This window comes from Vibrio sp. KUL70 (assembly GCF_059725515.1).
Genome location: NZ_AP045836.1, coordinates 154,069 through 173,597, shown reverse-complemented (window position 1 = coordinate 173,597; position 19,529 = coordinate 154,069). Strand labels below are relative to the sequence as shown.

The window sequence follows — 19,529 nt, the reverse complement described above, 5'->3', positions numbered from 1 at the left end:
TCAATCTATTCAATCAATTAACAGCAGCCCATTGTTATTGTGAGAGTCGAGTAAGTAGATTATTGAGTTCGGTTGTGCTCTTAACAACATGCAGTTGTTTACCTTCTGAAATCTGAGACAGTCGAGACATCAACTCATCATTCCAAAACCCAGGGCAGAGTCTAAGCATCTTGTAGCTATTGAGCGTACCTTTGATGACTGAACTGCCATCTGGCCACCCTTCTGGCTTTACGAACAACCCTTTCAGGCAGCGCTTAGCAACGAACCAGTAACTGACGAAATAAGGCAAATCGATGTAGATAAGGGTATCTGCAGATTCTAAGCGCTGATGGAATGCACCAAGAGGGCCAAGTCCATCGATTATCCACGCGTCTTCACGCAAGATCTTGTCATGAGCTTGGTTAAAAACGTCTTTGGAAACTGGCTCGCCATTCGCTTGATAGACGATAGAATCCAGTTGATGCAACGGTAAACCTGCCGATCGGCTTAATGCTTTACTGAAGGTAGATTTGCCACTACCGGGCTTACCAAAAACGGCGACTTTTTTCATGTGAGTTCCTCCAAGAACACGGCCCGGAAGATAGAAAAAGAAAACCCACCTTACCGGGTGGGTTAGCTTTTCTCAGTACAACAAAATCCCCACCATTCTTATAGAATGATAATAATTCGTTGGTTGAGTGTTGTTCGATTACATTTCATACAGCCAATGTCATATAAATCTGAGTAAGTGTCAATTGAATTTATAAACTCAGATAATGATTAGTTGTTTCAGAAATTGATATTGGGTTAATTTACTCATTCAGCAATCTTGGCCAGTTGGCGTCTGCGTTTGCAATGTTTCCAGCGATATCACCCTGCCAAGTTTGCTGTACCGATTTACTGTAATTTAGGTAAAGCTTGCCATCGACAATATTCCAAGCTCGCGGGTCTATTTTGGCGGTATAGCCTTTACTCACCGCCCAAGCACAGTATCCACCATATTGAGGGGCGTATTGTTCCGGGTCCGCTTTGAATAAATCGAGATGTCGTTGTGAAGAAAATCGCCATTCAGCACCATTCCATTCGTAGCGGTAATTATCGCTTCCTTCCACGGCTTGGCTTTGAGTGAAGTACGCTACGGGATCGTAACCTCTGATCGCTTTGCCGAAAAAGTCACTGTATACCGGATCAAGAGCAAAAGAAGGGGCGGCAATCCCCAACCAAAAGACAAGTGTTAGAACAATTTTGGCAAGGCACTTCATAACGTTTCTCCTCATGTTATTTATAAAGAGAGGATAAACGCGGCAAAAATTTCAAGGTGCAAAGACCAAGAATGCACTAATCCTTGCTAATCTTTGGCTCTGGTAAAACGGGCGGTGTTAACACTTTGAAGAGTTCAACATAATACGCTTCGATTTAGCTGCAGCAAATCCCACTTATTTCCGTACAGATCCTGAAACACAACCACAGTTCCATACTCTTCAACTCTAGGCTCTTCGTTAAACATCACACCCTTGGCTTTCATGGATTCATAATCACGCCAAAAGTCGTTGGTTTGAAGAAACAAAAACACGCGACCACCCGTTTGGTTACCGATGGCTTGTGTTTGAGATTCGGTACTCGCTTGAGCAAGCAAAAGGTTGGTGCCGTTAGAATTGGGCGGAGCGACCTGTACCCAGCGTTTACCACCGCCTAAATCGGTATCTTCAACTAGCGTAAATTGAAGTTTCTGCGTATAGAACTCAATTGCATCGTCATAGTTTTCAACAACAAGGGCGATGTTTCCGATTTGCTGTTGTACTGGTTTCGTCATGGCGGCCTCTAAACTTAAAACACCGATTTGACATGACTCAACCCCTTACGAAAGCTCACAATGACATTCATAGGAGAATGATTGTGCTCTATCGAAGAGCTAACTGGATGACTAGGTTAGAATCCCATCGGAGATAGCTTGTAGTAGTTTCGCTTCGACGCCTTGCCATATCTTCTCTCCACCAGCTGATATTCTTTGCTGGTTGAAGTTGAGAACCTTCTCTTTGGGAATATTATGCTTCTTCCAACCATAGCCTTCGTCATCGATGTTGTGGAGAAGCGGAGGGATACGGTCGATCGCTTTTGCATATTTTGCATCGGCACTTTCACCAAGTTCAAACTCTTCCCACAGTGCCAAATATTCTTCACCTTGTCGGTTTGGCAGCATGTCGAGCACCCGTTTGACGCCATTCCACTCTTTATTCTTTTGCTCTGCGGTTTCTGATTCATAAACGATTTTGTCGCCGGCGTCGATCTCGCCTAGATCATGAATCAATAGCATTTTGATCACGCGATCGATGTTAATGGCCTCGTCAGCGTAGTCTTTTAACATCAGAGCACTAATACACACATGCCAACTGTGTTCGCCGGAGTTCTCATGCCGCTTCAAGCCAACCGGTCTCGACTTTCTCAATACACCTTTTAGTTTTTCAATTTCGACCATGAAATCGAGGATCTGAGTAACTTCTTTCAACATCTGACTCCTATCTTGTAGAGAACAAGCCCTATATTCAAAAATGGATGCGTACCTGTACCTTGCTGACAATTACGCTAATGCCGCACCCTTAATGTAGTAACGATAATATCCAATTAAATTACTTGAGATAAAAAGGACTTCCATGATGACCGCCGTTGGTGATCCAACCATGTAGTTATGAATAAGCCAAAGCGCGGTGCCGATGATCATCAGCTCCCTTAATCGACGGTCATCTTTATTGAAAGCAGCAACCGTTTGAAACAGAGAAGCAACACAACTCACAATACTGACTAGGCCGGTATAAGTGACCGAAGTAGAAAAGATTGAAGCCCCACAAAATAGGTACTTCAATTTTGCCGAAGTAGAGAACACACTCGCTAAATAGCGGACAGTGGCGATGAGCATAAGGCTGGCTGCGGTCCACTGCTCAAGCAAGATAAAATGGCTTGAAATGAGAGTCCCGGCAAAAAAGAGACAAGTAACGATCTTTTTCCTCTCTTTGAATTGAAAGGACATCAGATCAAAACAGATCGCGATTGCGACCAGTATTTGAGACAAAAGAAATGGTGTCACGTTACACTCCTTGTAAATAAAAAACTGCTGCGTAATTCACGCCCCCAGAACCAAGACGCAATTCACCTGCATACGGCGTCCGACACTACTAGCTATTGGTATATATCTCAAATATTTATTGCGCTACACGAGCTTCGATGTGTCCGCCGTCAAACGAGCACAAAACCAAGCACTCCTCTTTGCTGTTCGACAAGGTTACTTAGCAGCACATGGACGTTGTTTTTTGGAGCGATATCGCCACACAGACAACGGTCGCTGTTAATCGTTATCTAGTTTGATCTTCAGACGTCACTTCATTAATCTTGCCACTTAATCGCTGGTAGAGTTCTAACGCATCTACTTTTGATGTGAGCTTTCCACGTGCAAATAAGTACGCGAGTTCAATATCGTCTTGTTGACCAGGGTAATACTTTTTCGCAGCTTGGGCGCATTGAGCTAAATCGATATACCAACTCCCGTCTTTTTCTGCGATAAAATAGTACGCTGCCCTTACTAACTTCTTGCCGATGATCTTCGCAATCGCTTTGTCGTCCATTTTAGAGAAACTATCTGCCATTTGGTTCAGGAACGCGTTTAGATCTCCATTGAGTGCAAGAGCTATCTCTAACTTGGGCTGATGCTTAACGAATGAAACCGCTCTGTCATTACCCCATACACAGCAACAACAGTGTTTGAGCCAAAACTGCCAATGGTAAAACTCTTCTGGTTTTTGAATGGTATTGAGATAACCCGGATCGATATCTATCTTACTGATCTCTGGGTGAATATCGGGAATTGCATTACTTATCTCTTGAAATACTCGCTTTTCTAATTCCGTGATTGGCGTGTTGAGGATAATAGATATATCAAGATCTGAGCGACCTAACACGGCCTCTCCTCTTGGTACACTACCATACAAATAAATCCCATCAATTTGCTCTGGGAGTCGTAGTGTCAGTTACTACACCACGCTATCGACGATAGGTTTAAACTCTGGCTGAATCTTATCAACCGAATAATCATTGCGAATAAATCCATGTTGATCAAGGCCATTACTTTTCTGTTCTATAGCGATTTACCCCGCTCCCTAATTTATCGTTGTAGCAAGTAGCATTATCTCAATGATAAAACAACACATTGATATTAATGTACCTAGCTTTAGATGTCTTCCTCAGAAAAACCTGGCTAGTCTAGCGAAGGTGAAATAAAAAGGGAGTTCACATGAACTCCCTCTATGACTTAACCCAAGAAACCGCCCGTTTGGTGCTTCCACAACTGGGCATATACACCATTTAATTCGAGCAACTCTTTGTGTGAACCTTGCTCAATGACCTTCCCTTGGTCCATTACGATCAAGCGGTCTAACGCTGCAATCGTAGAAAGACGGTGGGCAATCGCGATAACAGTCTTACCTTCCATTAAAGCTTCTAGATTTTCTTGAATCGCCGATTCCACTTCCGAGTCTAGAGCCGATGTGGCTTCATCCATAATGAGAATTGGTGCATCCTTGAGCAGAACACGGGCAATGGCTATACGTTGGCGTTGACCACCAGATAGCTTCACACCGCGCTCCCCGACCTCTACATCGTAAGCTATATTGCCACTCTCGTCTTTAAGCTCTTGAATAAACTCATGAGCATGGGCTTGTTTTGCCGCAGCAATCAAATCATCCATCGACGCGTCTGGATCACCGTATAAGATGTTTTCTTTAATTGAACGGTGAAGCAATGAAGTATCTTGCGTAATCATACCGATATGCTGTCGCAGAGACTCTTGTTCCACTTTAGAGATATCTTGACCATCGATACGAATCGTCCCGCTATTCACATCAAAGAAACGCAGTAACAAGTTGACCAGCGTTGATTTACCTGCACCAGAGCGGCCTACAATACCAACTTTTTCTCCCGGTTTTATATTCAAATCAAGATTGTTGAATACGGATTTCTCGTCACTGTAATTAAACTGTACGTTGTCGAACTCAATCGCGCCTTGTTTAATTTCAAGCTGTTTTGCGTTTGGTACGTCTTTGACTTCAACATCATTTGAGATGGTATTCATACCATCAACCACGGTGCCGATGTTTTCAAACAGGGAACTGACTTCCCACATGATCCATTTCGACATACCTTGCACACGCAGCGCAATACTAATGCCAACAGCAATAGCACCAATGGTTACACTCGCATCTAACCAAAGCATGACAGAAGTCGCCGCAATCGAAAGAAGTAATAGATAGTTAATGGCATCAACACTCAAAAGCAAGCAGGTTACCATTCGCATCTGGCGATAGACCGTTTTTAGGAATCCCTTCATACTGCTTTCTGCGTAATCTAATTCACGCTGAGAATGTGCGAATAACTTTACGGTTGAAATATTGGTGTAAGAATCAACGATTCGGCCCGTCATAATAGAGCGAGCGTCGGCTTGATCGGTCGCAACCTGCTTCATTCGTGGGATAAAGTACAGCTGAATAAAAATGTAAAGCACTAACCAAATTAAAATTGGCAGCATCAAGATAAGATCCGATTCACCCATCATCCAAATCATCGAGACAAAGTAGACAGAGATATAAACCAACACATCCAAAAGCTTCATCACGGTTTCACGTACGGCAAGTGCACTCTGCATGACTTTCGTCGCAACACGTCCAGCAAAATCTCGTTGGAAAAAGCCTACCGCTTGCTTTAAAAGATAGCGGTGGATCAACCAACGAATAGACATAGGGTAATTCCCCAGTAACGTCTGGTGCATGATCATTGAGTGGAAAAAACCCAAGATCGGCATGATCACTACAACCAAAATCAACATGTTTTCAATGCGGTCACCCTGATCTTGCCAAAATGTTGCTCTATCTTGATTCGCTAGAATATCAACCAGTTCTCCAAGGTATCGTAACAATGTCACTTCTGAAATGGCTATTAAGGCACTTAAAATCGCCATAGCAACAAGAGGAAATTCAAAACCCTTTGTATAAAATCGGCAAAAGCCTACGAGAGTTTTTGGCGGTTTTCCTGATTCATGCTCGGGAAATGCTTTCGTTAATCGTTCAAACCAATTAAACATGGAAATTACAGCCTACTTTAGAAGATAAATTGGGACGGGCTATTATCAGGATTCTGCATCAAATATAAACCGCTTTCTCATGAATGATTCACCTATATTTACAACTTTATAAATATGCAACAAATTGCAATAAAAGTACAAAATAATCAATAAAATCCCCCTAACCTTAAAAACAAACACAAAAACCAGATCTATATCACACCATATATTTAGCACCTGATACCTCTAGTGTGATCAAAATCAAATAAAAACAGCATTAATGACTGTAGAATCCCGATCTAAATAATACTAATTATCGTTTCTCTTTTCATTAATCATGAAAGAGGTTCGAGAAGATCACGAGATTTACATGAACAACATGAACTTAGGGAAACTTGCTCTCTCGATTAAATACGGGCTAACAATGGGATCGTTAGTACTCGTCCAAACGCAACTTGCTCACGCTGACGAATCAAACAGCACAAGCCAAATGGAAACGATTACTGTTACCGCTCAAGCGCTGAAAGTAGAAACGCCGGCACAAGAGACGCCAAAGTCTGTTGCAATTGTTGGCGAGTCAGAAATCAAAGAAAAGCACGTGCAAAAACTGGATGAGGCATTTCGATACACAGCTGGTTTTACATCTCCTTATGGACCAGACAATGACGCAGAGTGGATGTTTGTTCGAGGCTTGGAGCCGAGTGTATATCTCGATGGCAACCGACTCTATAAAGAAGGTTTCTGGGCATTCACGTCTGAAATGTACGGTTTAGAGCAAATAGAGTTGATCAAAGGCCCTGCTGGTGTGATGTACGGTGAAACATACCCAGGTGGTGTTATTAACTTAGTACAAAAAAAACCAACTGATATTCCTCAGAAAAGCATTTCTTTTTCTGGTGGCTCTGACAACTACCTTCAGCTTGGTGTAGATATTGCTGATTGGGCCAACAGCGATGGAAGCCAGCGCTACCGTTTCGTTGCAATGATAAATCAACAAGATGAGATGCTAGACGGTACAGAGAACAAAAGAATCTACATTGCGCCAAGTTACGCTATTGACTTTTCTGATTCGACAACCCTCACACTCTTGGCATCATTTCTTCAAGATGATGGAGTACCACAAAACAACTTTAAGCCAATTGATGGTACTTTAAGAGCGTTACCTGGTGGCGAGTACATTGACCCAAAAACTAACTACGGCCAACCTAATCACGACAAGTTTGAGAAAACTCAAATCACAGCTGGCTACCAACTTGATCATCAAATAAATGATACTTGGGCGTATAAACAGAATTTTAATTACACCTATATAGATTTATATCTGCGCAGCACTTCAGCATATCAAGATTGGCAAAATAATGATGGTGACCTTTATTCTCTAGATCGCTATACGTTAATCAACGATGGCGACAGCAATAGCTACACGTTTGATAATCACGTTGCTGGCGACTGGTACTCACAAAATATCGAACATCAATTAGTGACTGGTTTTGATTATCAATACCACAGAAACAAATGGTTAGGGAATGGAACAGGGTCATTTGTAGGTAAAGTTGATTCAGTAAATCCGGAATATGGAAGCGCGCCAGATCTCACTGCTGACCTATTTGATAACGATATTAATAAAAAGCAATTGGGTCTATACAGCCAATACCAAGCTCGTATCGCACAACAATGGATTTTTAATGTTGGTGCAAGATACGACGATATTAAAGTCGAAAGCGAAGGTAAGTTTAAAGATAAGCTAGATGACAGCCAGTTATCATTTGATACAGGTTTGATGTTTGTTGCGGACAATGGTCTATCACCGTACGTTAGCTACTCTCAATCATTCTATGTGATCAGTAGCTTAGATTTTACGACCAACAAACTGTACGACCCTATTGAGAGTGAACAAAAAGAAGTGGGTGTTAAATACACGCCTGACTTCTTAGATGGCTACATTAACGTTGCTTGGTTTGATATTGACCAAGAAAACTCTTTAATCACAGATTTAGATGGCAACGGTAACCCTACAACATCACAATCTGGTACTCAGACAAATATCAAAGGTTTAGAAATTGAAGGTAAAGTTGCGGTCAGTGAAAACACCGTTGTCACTGCGGCATATACATATATGGATGCTACATCAGGAGAAGGAAGTGCGAAGCAACGTAAATCTCTCATTCCTGAACACATGGCAAATACTTGGATAACCTATGACTTTACTGGCGTTGGCATTGAAGGTTTGACCGCTGGTATTGGTGCTCGTTACACTGGCACAACCATTGATGCCACTGAAAATGCCTCAGTACCTGCATACCTACTTTGGGATGCAATGGCGAACTATAAAGTCAACAAACAGTGGGACATGCAGCTGAACGTTACCAATCTTACGGATGAGGAATATATCGCTGGTTGTGACTTTGGAATTTGCTACTACGGTGAAGAGGCTCGCGTCACAGCAACAGCAAACTACAAGTGGTAACTCACTAACAATTTATTAAGTATTACTCCCCCTCTCCTGAGGGGGATTTTTCGTATCTGTAGCAAAAAATAGTAGCCAAATCTATGTATCAACTTTCAGACATCAAGATTCATCGCGGTGGTCGCACTATTCTTCAAGTCGATGATCTGCAAATTCCAACCAATGAGCTGACTATCGTACTCGGTCACAATGGATCAGGTAAGTCGACATTGGTAAACCTCCTTTCTGGTCAGATGGCACCTGATGAAGGGAGTATATCGCTCAACTCGAATCACCTTAAAGATTACAAAACCAAAGAGTTGGCCAAGCAAATTGCTTACCTACCACAGAAGCTACCCACTTCGGCAGGACTCACCGTTCGCGAACTAGTGAAACTGGGTCGATTTCCTTGGCGTGGTGCACTCGGCCGATGGAACGATGAAGACCACACAATTATTGAAGCGGCTATGGCGCGTACAGGCGTAACGCGTTTCGCAGATACTCTGGCAGATCAACTTTCTGGCGGTGAGCGACAACGCGCTTGGGTGTCGATGCTACTTGCGCAACAATCACCGATTCTAATCCTTGATGAACCCACTTCTGCGCTCGATGTACACCATCAATTTCAACTAATGCAGTTGTTATCCGAACTAAACAAAACGGAAAATGTCGGTATCATTGTGATTCTTCACGATCTTAATTTAGCACTCCGCTATGCCACACATATTGTTGCATTGAAAAAAGGTCGAATCGCTTTCGAAGGCTCTGCAGATATTTTACTGGATGAGCAACGTCTGTCGGATCTTTATGAGTCGCCTATCAAGCTGATTGATCACCCAACCCCAAGCGAAACGGAAACCAGCAAGAAGGTAGCGGTGGTATGCGCTTAGTTAGCCAGTCAATTGGTCTGCTTTGGCTTGCATTCACCTTACTGAGTTCAAGTTTGGCTCACTGTGCAATCATTGTGCATGACTCAGCAGGCTCACATCAGTTTGAACAAGCACCCAAAAGGGTTGTTGTACTTAATTGGGATTTACTCGAGCAAGTTATTGCCCTTGGTGTAACGCCAGTGGGTGGGCCAGAGCTTGAGAGTTACCGATCATGGGTGGTAAACCCAAAAGCCCCAACTGACATTACCGACATTGGCTCACGTTCAGAGCCAAACCTCGAGCTGATCGCAAAACTAAAGCCAGATCTGATTCTAGCGGCCTCACCACAGCAAGATCTATTGCCTATTCTTAAACAGATTGCTCCTGTGATTTTTCTACCCAACTTCACTGAGAATGAGAACGCAGCAGAAAGTGCTATCGCTCATTTCAAAACCATCGCCAAAGTGCTTGACCGAGAACATCAAGCTCAGGCGCAATTGGATCATATTGAACAACGTTTTACAGAGCTGAAAGAAAAACTTGCTCCGTACTATGCTCCCAATTCCGATTTAGTGGTGATGCGCTTTTCTACGCTCAACTCAATATTCCTCTATTCTGATAATTCATCAACTCAGTACGTTGTATCTAAATTGGGCTTTCATAACCCAATTCAAGTAGAGCCTCGAGCTTGGGGTATAAAGCAAACACGAGTTAACACGCTACAAAAGATTGATGATGGCTACGTGCTTTATGTTTTGCCGTTTCCACAAGAAGATAAGCTGAAAGACTCTCGTCTATGGCAAGCCCTTCCGTTTGTAGAAAAAGATCATGTAAATTCTGTACGTTCTGTTTGGAACTACGGCGGCGCTATGTCACTGCTTTATCTAGCAGAAGCCATTGCTGACAGCTTGCTTGAACTGAAGAAGACACCATGAACATTAAACTAATATCCCCTTCCCTTATAGCGGTTTTCTGCTTCGCGCTATTGAGTTTGCAAATCGACACCTCGCTCTCACTTTCTGCACAAATTGAGCTCCTACTTACACCGAGTTCTGCCGCCAGCTTCGCCGAGATTTTCTTTGTTGACTCACAGCTACCTCGTTTAGCGATGGCTATTTTAGTTGGTGCAATGCTTGGTTTGGTCGGTAGTTTGATGCAACAACTGACACAAAATAACCTCACCTCGCCACTCACTTTGGGCAGCTCGTCAGGTGCATGGTTAGCATTGGTTGTCATGAACGTTTGGTTTATTGATTACGTTGCAGAGTATTCTGCACTTGCCGCAATGGTGGGCGCTCTGGTCGCGTTTGGTTTGATTGTCGCAATAGCAGGCATCAAGAACATGACAGGGCTGCCTTTGGTTGTGTCCGGTATGGTGATAAATATCTTACTTGGGTCCATTGCCGCAGCGATCGTAGTGCTTAATTCTCAGTTTGCACAAAACGTATTTATGTGGGGCGCAGGGGATTTAACCCAATACAATTGGGATTGGTTTGAGTGGTTGCTGCCGAAAACTGTCGTCGCTTTGATTATTTTATTGATCGCACCACGTATCCTTACTCTACTTCGCTTGGGGCAAGAAGGGGCAACCGCGCGCGGTCTTCCAGTTTTACCTGCCTTTGGTTTATTAATGGCAATGGGCATTTGGTTAGTTTCTGCGTCCATTACCGCTGTCGGGATCATCAGTTTTATCGGATTACTGACCCCAAACATTGCACGTGCATTAGGAGCGAGAACGCCAAGACAAGAACTCATTTTAAGTGCGGTTCTGGGAGCGAGCTTACTGATTCTCACAGACACACTTGCGATGGTGCTCTCCTTCTGGTTAGGCGAAACAATCCCAAGTGGCGTTACCGTTGCTGCTATCGGTGCGCCTGCTTTGATCTGGTTTAGCCGTAGGTCACTTACCGCTCAAGACCAACTCAATCTTTCAATGGGTGATGGTAAAAGCAAAGTCTCTTTACCTATTGTCAGCCTAATTGCTCTGACTTGTTTAGCTGGTAGCCTGTTGTACATTTTGTCCACGATGAGCAGCGATGGTTTGGCGTTCGCAATACCAGGTGAATATCAATGGCAATTACGCCTTCCAAGACTGGTTACGGTAGTTTCTGTTGGTTTGGCGTTGTCTGTTGCGGGCGTAATTTTACAACGTTTGGTTTATAACCCACTCGCGAGCCCAGATATCTTAGGGGTATCATCCGGTGCAACATTTGCGATAGTCACAACCAGCATCGCGGCAGGCAGTGCCTTTGCAGGTTTTGAATGGAGTGTCGCTTTTGTCGGAAGTATCACGGTATTAATCGCTTTGCTTCTGCTTGGTAAGAAGCACAATTTTAACCCTTCGAACTTTATTCTGTCGGGTATCGCATTTACCGCAATGCTGGAGGCTTTTATCCAGTTCTCCCTCGCGAAAGGAACGGGCGATAGCTACAAAACATTGCTTTGGTTAACAGGTTCAAGTTACCGTGTCACTCAACAGCAGTCATTTGTGATGTTTATCGCAAGCCTAATTTTAGTCACGACGGTACTTCTACTATCTCGTTGGTTAACCGTGATTGCCATTGGTCGACAATTTGCTAATGCTCGTGGTTTAAATGCCAACCTAGTTAATATCGTCGGGCTTTCTTTAGTCGCACTACTATGTGCCTTCTCAACCGCGACAATGGGACCAGTGGCCTTTGTTGGCTTAGTTGCCCCTCATATGGCAATGATGCTTGGTGCAAAACGAGCAAAATCTCAAATTCTGGTTGGGGGATTGGTCGGTGTCACGCTGATGGTATGGGCTGATTGGTTTGGCCAAGTACTGATTTATCCATTTAACATCGCAGCGGGCACATTGGTTGCCATTATGGGCAGTGGCTATTTCTTATTGCTAATGATGAGAAGCCGTTTTAACTAGAAACAAACTAATGAGGCTACTCTTGAATGTGCCCCTTTGCCCTATTTCTAATCGGCATTTGCCAATCACGCACAGTCCCCTATTCATCTTCCTTAATATACCCAACCCTCCAAGGGTATATTAAGGTGGTCTGCTTCAATGTGAGTTAGCCGGCAGAACAACTTACTAGCTAACTCTTTTGTAAAAGTAAGTAAATTTAGGGCTGTAGAGCAGTTGAGATATTTGACTCTCATGCGTCTTCAATTTACTTTCTGAGTCAACGTCACCTTTCAACAACATTAATACGGACGATATGGATTCTGTTACTCAAGCTGCGCTAGGCGCAACGGTCGCTGGTGCTATTGCTGGAAAGCACTGTAACGCAAAGGTTCTACTCGCAGGTGCGGCCTTGGGCACATTACCTGACTTGGATGTCATATTAGATTACGGTGACGCAGTTCAAAACACCATTAAGCACAGAGGGTTTAGTCACTCGTTGCTCGTGCTTCCACCTTTCGCTCTGCTGATTTCATGGCTGTATTGCCGCCGATACACTGACTCTTTCTGGACATTGCCGAGAGTATTTTTTCTCACCGTTAGCGTGTTAGTGACACATACGCTACTCGACGCAATGACTACCTATGGAACCCAGCTCATTTGGCCATTTGATGGGTATTTTGAGCTTCGCAACGTATTCATCATCGACCCTTTGTACACCTTGCCTCTCCTACTAGCGATTGGTGTTGCTTTGATATCTAAGCAAAAAGGGGGGCGATGGTGCCAAAATGTTGTTCTACTATCGACTCTCTATTTAGGCTGGGGTTATGTGTCACAACAAGTGATTGCTGAACGTGTCGAACAGAACTTGATCACTCAAAAACTACCGAGCCAACAAGTACTGATTACTCCAACAGCTTTTAACACTTTCCTGTGGCGCGTAGTTGTGATGGACGATGGACAATACTGGGAAGGACTAGCGTCAGTTTTAGATAAAGACCAAAGAATTGATTTTATCCCCCGTCCACTTGGACAATGGCCTTTAGAAGAGAAACCAAACACATTAAAAGGACTCAACGCATTTTCTCACGGTTATCTGAATTACAGAGTGGAGGACGACGCTTTAATTGTCTCTGATTTACGTCTAGGGATGGCGAACAACTTATCATTTGAGTTCGTATTTGCCGAGAAAGACACCAATGGTGAGTGGAAGCTACTTGAAGCGACTCAACGCTACCCAAGTGAACGAGGACTGGATTTGCTCACTCCTCTTTGGCAACGCTTAAAAGGCGATCAAAGCATCGATGCGAATTTGCAGACGATGGAAGTGAGCCTTACCCCTTAGTACGCCATTTAACTCGCAGCTCTGACACTCACTCGACTCATAGAACTGCGGGTTAAACATACCATCACGAAATTCGTCCTTTCAAAAACAACCGGTAAACCTCTAAATCAATATTAGTTTCGTTTCTTTTTCACTCCATAACTCAGTGCTTCAAGGTTACACTCTACCTGATCACAACATTTTAAAACCCAAAACTCACGATAGCTTTTACCTATCAAAAACATAGAAATAGTCCATTTTCCTTAGTCATAGGGACAGCATAAACTGTATCCAACAAAGCAAAATAATCTAACAAGACAAGGTATACAAAATGACTAAGAATTTTATTGGACTCGATAACCAACAATCACAACAACTTGCACATGAACTAAACTCACTACTTGCTCACTACCAAGTGCTGTACATGAATGCTCGTGGATACCACTGGAACATCAAAGGCGAATCTTTCTTTGAACTACACGTAAAATTTGAAGAGATTTACACTGACCTTCAAACCAAGATTGATGAGATCGCAGAGCGAATCCTTACGCTAGGCCACACTCCCGATCACGCTTTCAGCCGCTATCTTGAAGTAAGTTCGATCAATGAACATCAAAATGCCACGCAAGGTAAAGACTGCGTAACTGGTCTTGTAAATGGTTTCAGCGAGCTACTGGTCAAACAGCGCGACATTCTCGAACAGGCAGGCGATGCATCTGATGAAGGTACAGCTGCACTTATGGGTGACTACATCCGCGAACAAGAGAAGTTAATGTGGATGCTAAATGCGTACCTACAGTAATCTACTCTAGCGTTTTAGCCACAACTTAAACAAAGAGCTTAAAGTGACTGCTTTAAGCTCTTTTCATATGGCCGGCAAAATTTTGCCGACAATCAATAATATAGCAGCAAAAAAATCAATCAAGCCGCTCAACACCCACACATAAGCAACTACAAGCATGGCACTTAAGTTGCATATAAGTTTGTAAAATAACCTATGAATCTATAAATGCCATGGCTTTAACCGTCCTAAGTAATCATATCGCAGCAGAGGCGCGAAACAGGCTCAGAACCTCTGAGCAGGGTTTGGCATCCTCCTTTGAGAAGCTGAGCTCCGGGAAAAAGATCAATCAAGCCAAAGATGACTCCGCAGGATTGCAGATATCCAATCGCCTGAGTACACAAAGCCGTGGGCTAGATGTTTCAATGCGCAATGCAAATGACGCAATATCGATATTACAAGTGACCGAAGGCGCTATCTCAGAGTACACATCAAGTATTCAGCAAATCAGAGATTTGGCTCTGCAATCCGTCAATGGTACAAACACCCCCGAAGACATTGAAGCAATAGAGAAAGAGATTCGAGCCCTGGGTGACGAGCTACACCGTATAACTCAAACTGGTAATTATGGGGGTTTAAACCTGCTCAATGGCTCAAAAGAAAGTTTACGCTTTCAAATAGGATCTCAAACCGGTGAGGCAATGCTTTTCGGTCTACCTAATCTAGAAGCTCTAAACGAAGAACGTATCATTCGGACCACACCTTCATCTTATACCGGTGATCCTGTCCCTTTAGATTGGCGCACCGAAAAAGGAGACTACATTGACTTTCTTTTTATTAAAAATAATGGGGAGAAAAAAACGCGAATAGAACTCCCAGAAGGTCAAAACATTGAAGGTGTGGTCAATTACCTCAACAATCAATTCGACGAAAAAGTGAGATTTTTTCTAACTGATCGTGAAGGTGAAGATGGTGTAGAACAAAGCACCTTAGCCTATGCGTATGAGAAAGGCTCAGATTATTCAAATGGGGAGATATTTGGAATATCAGGAGAGCACTTTGCTAATTTAACCAAAGCAGATGGCTCAAGAAGTTATCTGCTTAAGGGCGGAAATCCTTTTGTCGCTTTTGGCTTAGATCGCAGCCTGACTGAGTTGATTCATCATGACTTCGAACACATTGAGCATTATAAGCCCAATGAAACAGACTACATTAATGACCGTAATGCTCTGATTTATACATGTGACCTTATCCTTCACCAAGTTAATAAGCTTCAAGGAGACATCGGGAGCACACAAAACCGGTTAGATAAGGCAATTAACAATTTATCAAATCAAGAAATCAATATTAATGAAAGTAACAGTCGCATAAAAGACACCGATTTCGCCAAGGAAACGACGAATATGCTCCAAGAAAAAATGCGTTCAACGTCAACAACTAGCATGCTTGCTCAGGCAAACAACATACCTAAAAGTATCACGTCATTGCTAACCAACTGACGCTAGCTTCGTGATTGAAAAAAGTGACTGATTTTCAAGTGCTAAATCTATGTCATCACCAAGATATCGCGCGTGAGGCTGATAGTCTATAACTCACTTTTAGTAATACTCTCAATCCCTTACTTTCTATCGGTGGTTCCATTCGCTATTGATCGCTACACTGTTTAAAACAAACACAACAAGGAAAGCAACATGATCCAGCAAGGCCAAACATTACCGAGTGCAACTCTTAGTGAACTAACTGATGAAGGGATGCAGAATCACTCAACTGAAGAGCTCTTTGCAAACAAGAAAGTCGTACTTTTCGCAGTGCCTGGGGCATTTACGCCAACATGTTCTGAGGCTCACCTACCTGGCTATGTCGTTTTAGCCGATCAAATCAAAGCCGCGGGCGTTGATACGATTGCATGTGTGTCTGTTAACGATGCATTTGTGATGAACGCATGGGGTAAAACGCACAACGCATCTGAAATTCTTATGCTAGGAGATGGCGACGCGAGTTTTACCAAGGCACTTGGATTAGATATGGATACTGCGACATTTGGCGGCGTTCGCTCTCAAAGATACGCGATGATCGTGGAAAATGGCGTAGTGACTCAACTCAATGTTGAGGAGCCAAAACAATTTGAAGCAAGCAAAGCCGAAACTATCTTAGCTGCTTTACAATAACAGCAAAAAAGCCACTCCTAAATCCATAGGAGTGGTGTCGAATTTGCGACAAGTTTCTAACAAGAACGTGTTGGACAGAGGGAGAGCCTGCGCCCCACCATGTAATCTACTTTCCATAACCAAACAGGCTAGCTCAGTATCATGACACGGCGTTAGGATTTAGGGTGGCGTACCTAAGCCCTTTAGGAGGCAGGCTAAGGTACGCCTGTAGAACGGGTTTGCAGATGCTTAGATCTTACCTACTAGGTCTAGAGATGGTGCTAGTGTCTCTTCGCCTTCTTTCCACTTCGCTGGGCAAACTTCACCTGGGTTGTTTGCAACGTACTGAGCCGCTTTAACTTTGCGTAGTAGGTCTTCAGCGTCACGACCGATGCCTTCAGCAGTGATTTCCATTGCTTGGATAACACCTTGTGGGTCGATTAGGAATGTAGCACGGTCTGCTAGGCCTTGACCTTCACGCATTACGTTGAAGTTGTTTGTGATAGTGCCAGTTTGGTCGCCTACCATGAAGTACTCGATAGTACCGATCTTGTCAGAAGTGTCGTGCCACGCTTTGTGAGAGAAGTGTGTGTCAGTTGATACTGAGTAAACTTCCACGCCGCGAGACTGAAGTTCTGCGTATTTCTCTTGTAGGTCTACAAGTTCAGTAGGGCATACGAAAGTAAAATCTGCTGGGTAGAAGAAGAATACTGCCCATTTACCTTTCACGTCTTGCTCTGTGATTTCTACGAACTCGCCGTTTTTGAATGCCGTTGCGTTGAATGGTTTGATTTCTGTGTTGATCATGATTTTACTCTCTCAATAATTCGGTTATGTTCGCGCTCTCTTGCGCTGTTGGGTTTATATTGCATTGAATCATCAGAAGGGTAAATTTGGAGTTTTCTATCAATTCAGTAGGTAAAACCTATCAAAGGAAACCTGAACAGAAACAGCACAGTGAGTGTCAATAAAAAAGGTCTATCGTGTAAACAGTGTCATTAAAGCAATCGCTTCCACCATCCACCATCCACCATCCACCATCCACCACTATTCGTTTCACACTCGACCTATCAGTGACAACCCTCCCAAGCAAGTTACCGACAACAATAACAATGAGTTTCGTCTTTCATACAGAAGTTAGTGGGCCCAACACTGAAAATCGACCTAAATCACATTTAGTACTCAAAAGTAGAAATATTACTACCTTAAATTCAAGTCGCATTGGTAATGTTTGATTTTATTAAAACGTCATTTTAAATTTAATGACTTAGCTGTCCATTTAAAATTAAAGACGGACAATTAACAAAGAAATTGAACATAGTGAACATGACAAAACTGGTCACTCTCAAACTGGAAATTTGACTATGAGCCAATACAGAATAGCGATCATCGGTGAATGCATGGTGGAGCTACAACGCAAGAAAGACTTACTAAAGCAAAGTTTCGGCGGTGACACGTTGAACACGGCGCTCTACCTTTCTAGACTGACGAAAAATTACGACATTTCAGTGAGCTATATTACTGCTCTGGGCAATGATCCTTTCTCTTCCGAAATGTTACAAACCTGGTCTAAAGAGGGCATTAATACCGACAAGGTACTACGTCTAAGTGACAAAATGCCCGGTCTTTATCACATAGAGACCGACGAAATCGGTGAGCGATCCTTCTTTTATTGGCGCAATGATGCCGCGGCTAAATTCGTATTCGATCAGCCTGAGAGTGCTCTCCTCGTCGATTCATTGATGGATTACGATGCGGTTTACCTAAGTGGTATCACCTTAGCTATTCTGACTAATGCAGGACGTAACGTCTTATTTAGCTTCTTAACGAAGTTCAAAGCAAAAGGTGGCAGCATCTTCTTTGACAACAATTATCGTCCGAAACTGTGGGAAAGCCGAAAAACCGCTCAAGACACGTACCTCAAAATGCTAGGTTTCACGGATACTGCATTGCTCACCTTCGAAGATGATCAAGACCTGTTTGGTGACGTATGCCTAGAAGAGTGCATTGGACGTACTCAGCAAGCAGGCGTCTCTGAAATAGCAATTAAACGTGGTGCGAAAGAGTGTCTGGTTCTTAGTGAGGGTCGTGCTGAATACATCGCTCCTAAACCGGTTAACACTGTAATTGATACCACAGCCGCAGGTGACTCATTCAGCGCCGGCTATCTAGCCAAGCGCCTAACAGGTGGAGACGCATTTAGCTCTGCCGCAATGGGCCACAAAGTTGCGGGTACCGTAATTCAATATCGCGGTGCAATCATTCCAGATACTGCAACGCCAACTCTTGATTAATAGGACAACATAAATGACTACTCTAAATGAACAACTAGCAAGCCTTAAAGTAATTCCTGTAATTGCCATTAACAAAGTTGAAGATGCTATTCCTCTAGGTAAAGCACTCGTAGACAACGGCATGCCTTGCGCAGAAATCACGTTCCGTACCGAGTGTGCAGCTGACGCGATTGCAGCAATGCGTCAAGCTTACCCAGAGATGCTAATTGGTGCAGGTACCGTTCTTACTAACGATCAAGTCGATCAAGCGATTGAAGCTGGTGTTGATTTTATCGTTAGCCCTGGGTTCAACCCACGCACAGTTCAATACTGTATCGACAAAAACGTTCCAATCGTACCGGGTGTTAACAACCCAAGCCTTGTTGAGCAAGCTATGGAAATGGGTCTGCGTACATTGAAGTTCTTCCCTGCAGAACCATCTGGTGGTGTAGGCATGCTAAAGGCACTAACCGCTGTTTACCCAGTAAAGTTCATGCCAACAGGTGGTGTAAGCCTTAAGAATGTTGATGACTACCTATCTATCAAATCGGTATTGGCTTGTGGCGGTACTTGGATGGTTCCAACCAACCTTATCGACGAAGGTCGCTGGGATGAGCTTGGCCAACTGGTTAAAGACGCGGTTGCTCACGTTAACTAATTCGATCTTCGATTAAAAAAGTCAGCCCCAACAGCTTTTGCCGTGGGGCTGAATGCGTTTTAGAGGATCAACAT

17 protein-coding genes and 1 pseudogene are annotated in these 19,529 nt (G+C 43.3%); 10 read left to right on the top strand and 8 right to left on the bottom strand.

Annotated features, from left to right (window positions below):
- Nucleotides 1-34: 34 nt before the first annotated feature.
- The 7 genes and pseudogenes from AC6I7V_RS20735 to AC6I7V_RS20705 all read right to left on the bottom strand — a co-directional run bounded on the left by AC6I7V_RS20735 (nucleotide 35) and on the right by AC6I7V_RS20705 (nucleotide 6,103).
- Nucleotides 35-550 (bottom strand): P-loop NTPase family protein, encoded by a 516-nt coding sequence (locus tag AC6I7V_RS20735; protein WP_498012402.1) that lies wholly within the window; start codon nucleotides 548-550, stop codon nucleotides 35-37.
- Nucleotides 551-791: 241 nt separating this feature from the next.
- The gene (locus AC6I7V_RS20730; protein ID WP_498012401.1) at nucleotides 792-1,241 is read right to left on the bottom strand and encodes a YHS domain-containing (seleno)protein; all 450 of its coding nucleotides are present in this window, start codon (nucleotides 1,239-1,241) and stop codon (nucleotides 792-794) included.
- A 134-nt stretch (nucleotides 1,242-1,375) separates the two neighbouring features.
- Nucleotides 1,376-1,792, bottom strand: coding sequence for a VOC family protein (locus AC6I7V_RS20725; RefSeq protein ID WP_498012400.1), 417 nt, complete (start codon nucleotides 1,790-1,792; stop codon nucleotides 1,376-1,378).
- A 111-nt stretch (nucleotides 1,793-1,903) separates the two neighbouring features.
- A complete protein-coding gene (locus tag AC6I7V_RS20720; protein ID WP_498012606.1) occupies nucleotides 1,904-2,485 on the bottom strand; it encodes an HD domain-containing protein in 582 nt (193 codons plus the stop codon).
- A gap of 72 nt (nucleotides 2,486-2,557) precedes the next feature.
- On the bottom strand, nucleotides 2,558-3,061 hold the full coding sequence (locus AC6I7V_RS20715; RefSeq protein ID WP_498012399.1) for a YgjV family protein: 504 nt from the start codon (nucleotides 3,059-3,061) through the stop codon (nucleotides 2,558-2,560).
- A gap of 265 nt (nucleotides 3,062-3,326) precedes the next feature.
- Nucleotides 3,327-4,109: pseudogene (locus AC6I7V_RS20710) on the bottom strand (nucleotidyltransferase domain-containing protein).
- Nucleotides 4,110-4,279: 170 nt separating this feature from the next.
- The gene (locus AC6I7V_RS20705) at nucleotides 4,280-6,103 is read right to left on the bottom strand and encodes an ABC transporter ATP-binding protein (protein ID WP_498012398.1); all 1,824 of its coding nucleotides are present in this window, start codon (nucleotides 6,101-6,103) and stop codon (nucleotides 4,280-4,282) included.
- Nucleotides 6,104-6,452: 349 nt separating this feature from the next.
- Between AC6I7V_RS20705 and AC6I7V_RS20700 the strand changes: the two genes are divergently transcribed.
- From AC6I7V_RS20700 to AC6I7V_RS20665, 8 genes are all read left to right on the top strand, one after another.
- Entirely contained in the window at nucleotides 6,453-8,549 is a 2,097-nt protein-coding gene (locus AC6I7V_RS20700; protein WP_498012397.1) for a TonB-dependent siderophore receptor, read from the top strand.
- A gap of 83 nt (nucleotides 8,550-8,632) precedes the next feature.
- Entirely contained in the window at nucleotides 8,633-9,418 is a 786-nt protein-coding gene (locus AC6I7V_RS20695; protein WP_261884315.1) for an ABC transporter ATP-binding protein, read from the top strand.
- A complete protein-coding gene (locus AC6I7V_RS20690) occupies nucleotides 9,409-10,332 on the top strand; it encodes an iron-siderophore ABC transporter substrate-binding protein (protein ID WP_498012597.1) in 924 nt (307 codons plus the stop codon). The genes AC6I7V_RS20695 and AC6I7V_RS20690 overlap by 10 nt, the downstream gene beginning before the upstream one ends.
- A complete protein-coding gene (gene fhuB, locus AC6I7V_RS20685) occupies nucleotides 10,329-12,296 on the top strand; it encodes a Fe(3+)-hydroxamate ABC transporter permease FhuB (protein WP_498012596.1) in 1,968 nt (655 codons plus the stop codon). The genes AC6I7V_RS20690 and fhuB overlap by 4 nt, the downstream gene beginning before the upstream one ends.
- A gap of 292 nt (nucleotides 12,297-12,588) precedes the next feature.
- On the top strand, nucleotides 12,589-13,617 hold the full coding sequence (locus AC6I7V_RS20680; protein ID WP_498012595.1) for a metal-dependent hydrolase: 1,029 nt from the start codon (nucleotides 12,589-12,591) through the stop codon (nucleotides 13,615-13,617).
- Between the two features lie 310 nt (nucleotides 13,618-13,927).
- Nucleotides 13,928-14,398 carry a Dps family protein gene (locus AC6I7V_RS20675; RefSeq protein ID WP_150873190.1) on the top strand — a complete coding sequence of 157 codons (471 nt, stop codon included), beginning with the start codon at nucleotides 13,928-13,930 and terminating at the stop codon, nucleotides 14,396-14,398.
- Nucleotides 14,399-14,610: 212 nt separating this feature from the next.
- Nucleotides 14,611-15,876 carry a flagellin N-terminal helical domain-containing protein gene (locus AC6I7V_RS20670; protein WP_498012594.1) on the top strand — a complete coding sequence of 422 codons (1,266 nt, stop codon included), beginning with the start codon at nucleotides 14,611-14,613 and terminating at the stop codon, nucleotides 15,874-15,876.
- Between the two features lie 192 nt (nucleotides 15,877-16,068).
- Nucleotides 16,069-16,545 carry a peroxiredoxin gene (locus tag AC6I7V_RS20665; RefSeq protein WP_261884333.1) on the top strand — a complete coding sequence of 159 codons (477 nt, stop codon included), beginning with the start codon at nucleotides 16,069-16,071 and terminating at the stop codon, nucleotides 16,543-16,545.
- 228 nt (nucleotides 16,546-16,773) lie between these two features.
- Here AC6I7V_RS20665 and ahpC read toward each other — a convergent pair whose 3' ends face one another.
- Complete coding sequence (ahpC, locus tag AC6I7V_RS20660) at nucleotides 16,774-17,331, bottom strand: alkyl hydroperoxide reductase subunit C (protein ID WP_004413034.1); 558 nt, start codon at nucleotides 17,329-17,331, stop codon at nucleotides 16,774-16,776.
- A gap of 557 nt (nucleotides 17,332-17,888) precedes the next feature.
- Here ahpC and kdgK point away from each other — a divergent pair.
- Both kdgK and AC6I7V_RS20650 read left to right on the top strand, forming a co-directional pair.
- Nucleotides 17,889-18,818, top strand: coding sequence for a 2-dehydro-3-deoxygluconokinase (gene kdgK, locus AC6I7V_RS20655; protein ID WP_498012593.1), 930 nt, complete (start codon nucleotides 17,889-17,891; stop codon nucleotides 18,816-18,818).
- A gap of 13 nt (nucleotides 18,819-18,831) precedes the next feature.
- Nucleotides 18,832-19,455, top strand: coding sequence for a bifunctional 4-hydroxy-2-oxoglutarate aldolase/2-dehydro-3-deoxy-phosphogluconate aldolase (locus tag AC6I7V_RS20650; protein ID WP_255232900.1), 624 nt, complete (start codon nucleotides 18,832-18,834; stop codon nucleotides 19,453-19,455).
- Nucleotides 19,456-19,529: the final 74 nt, after the last annotated feature.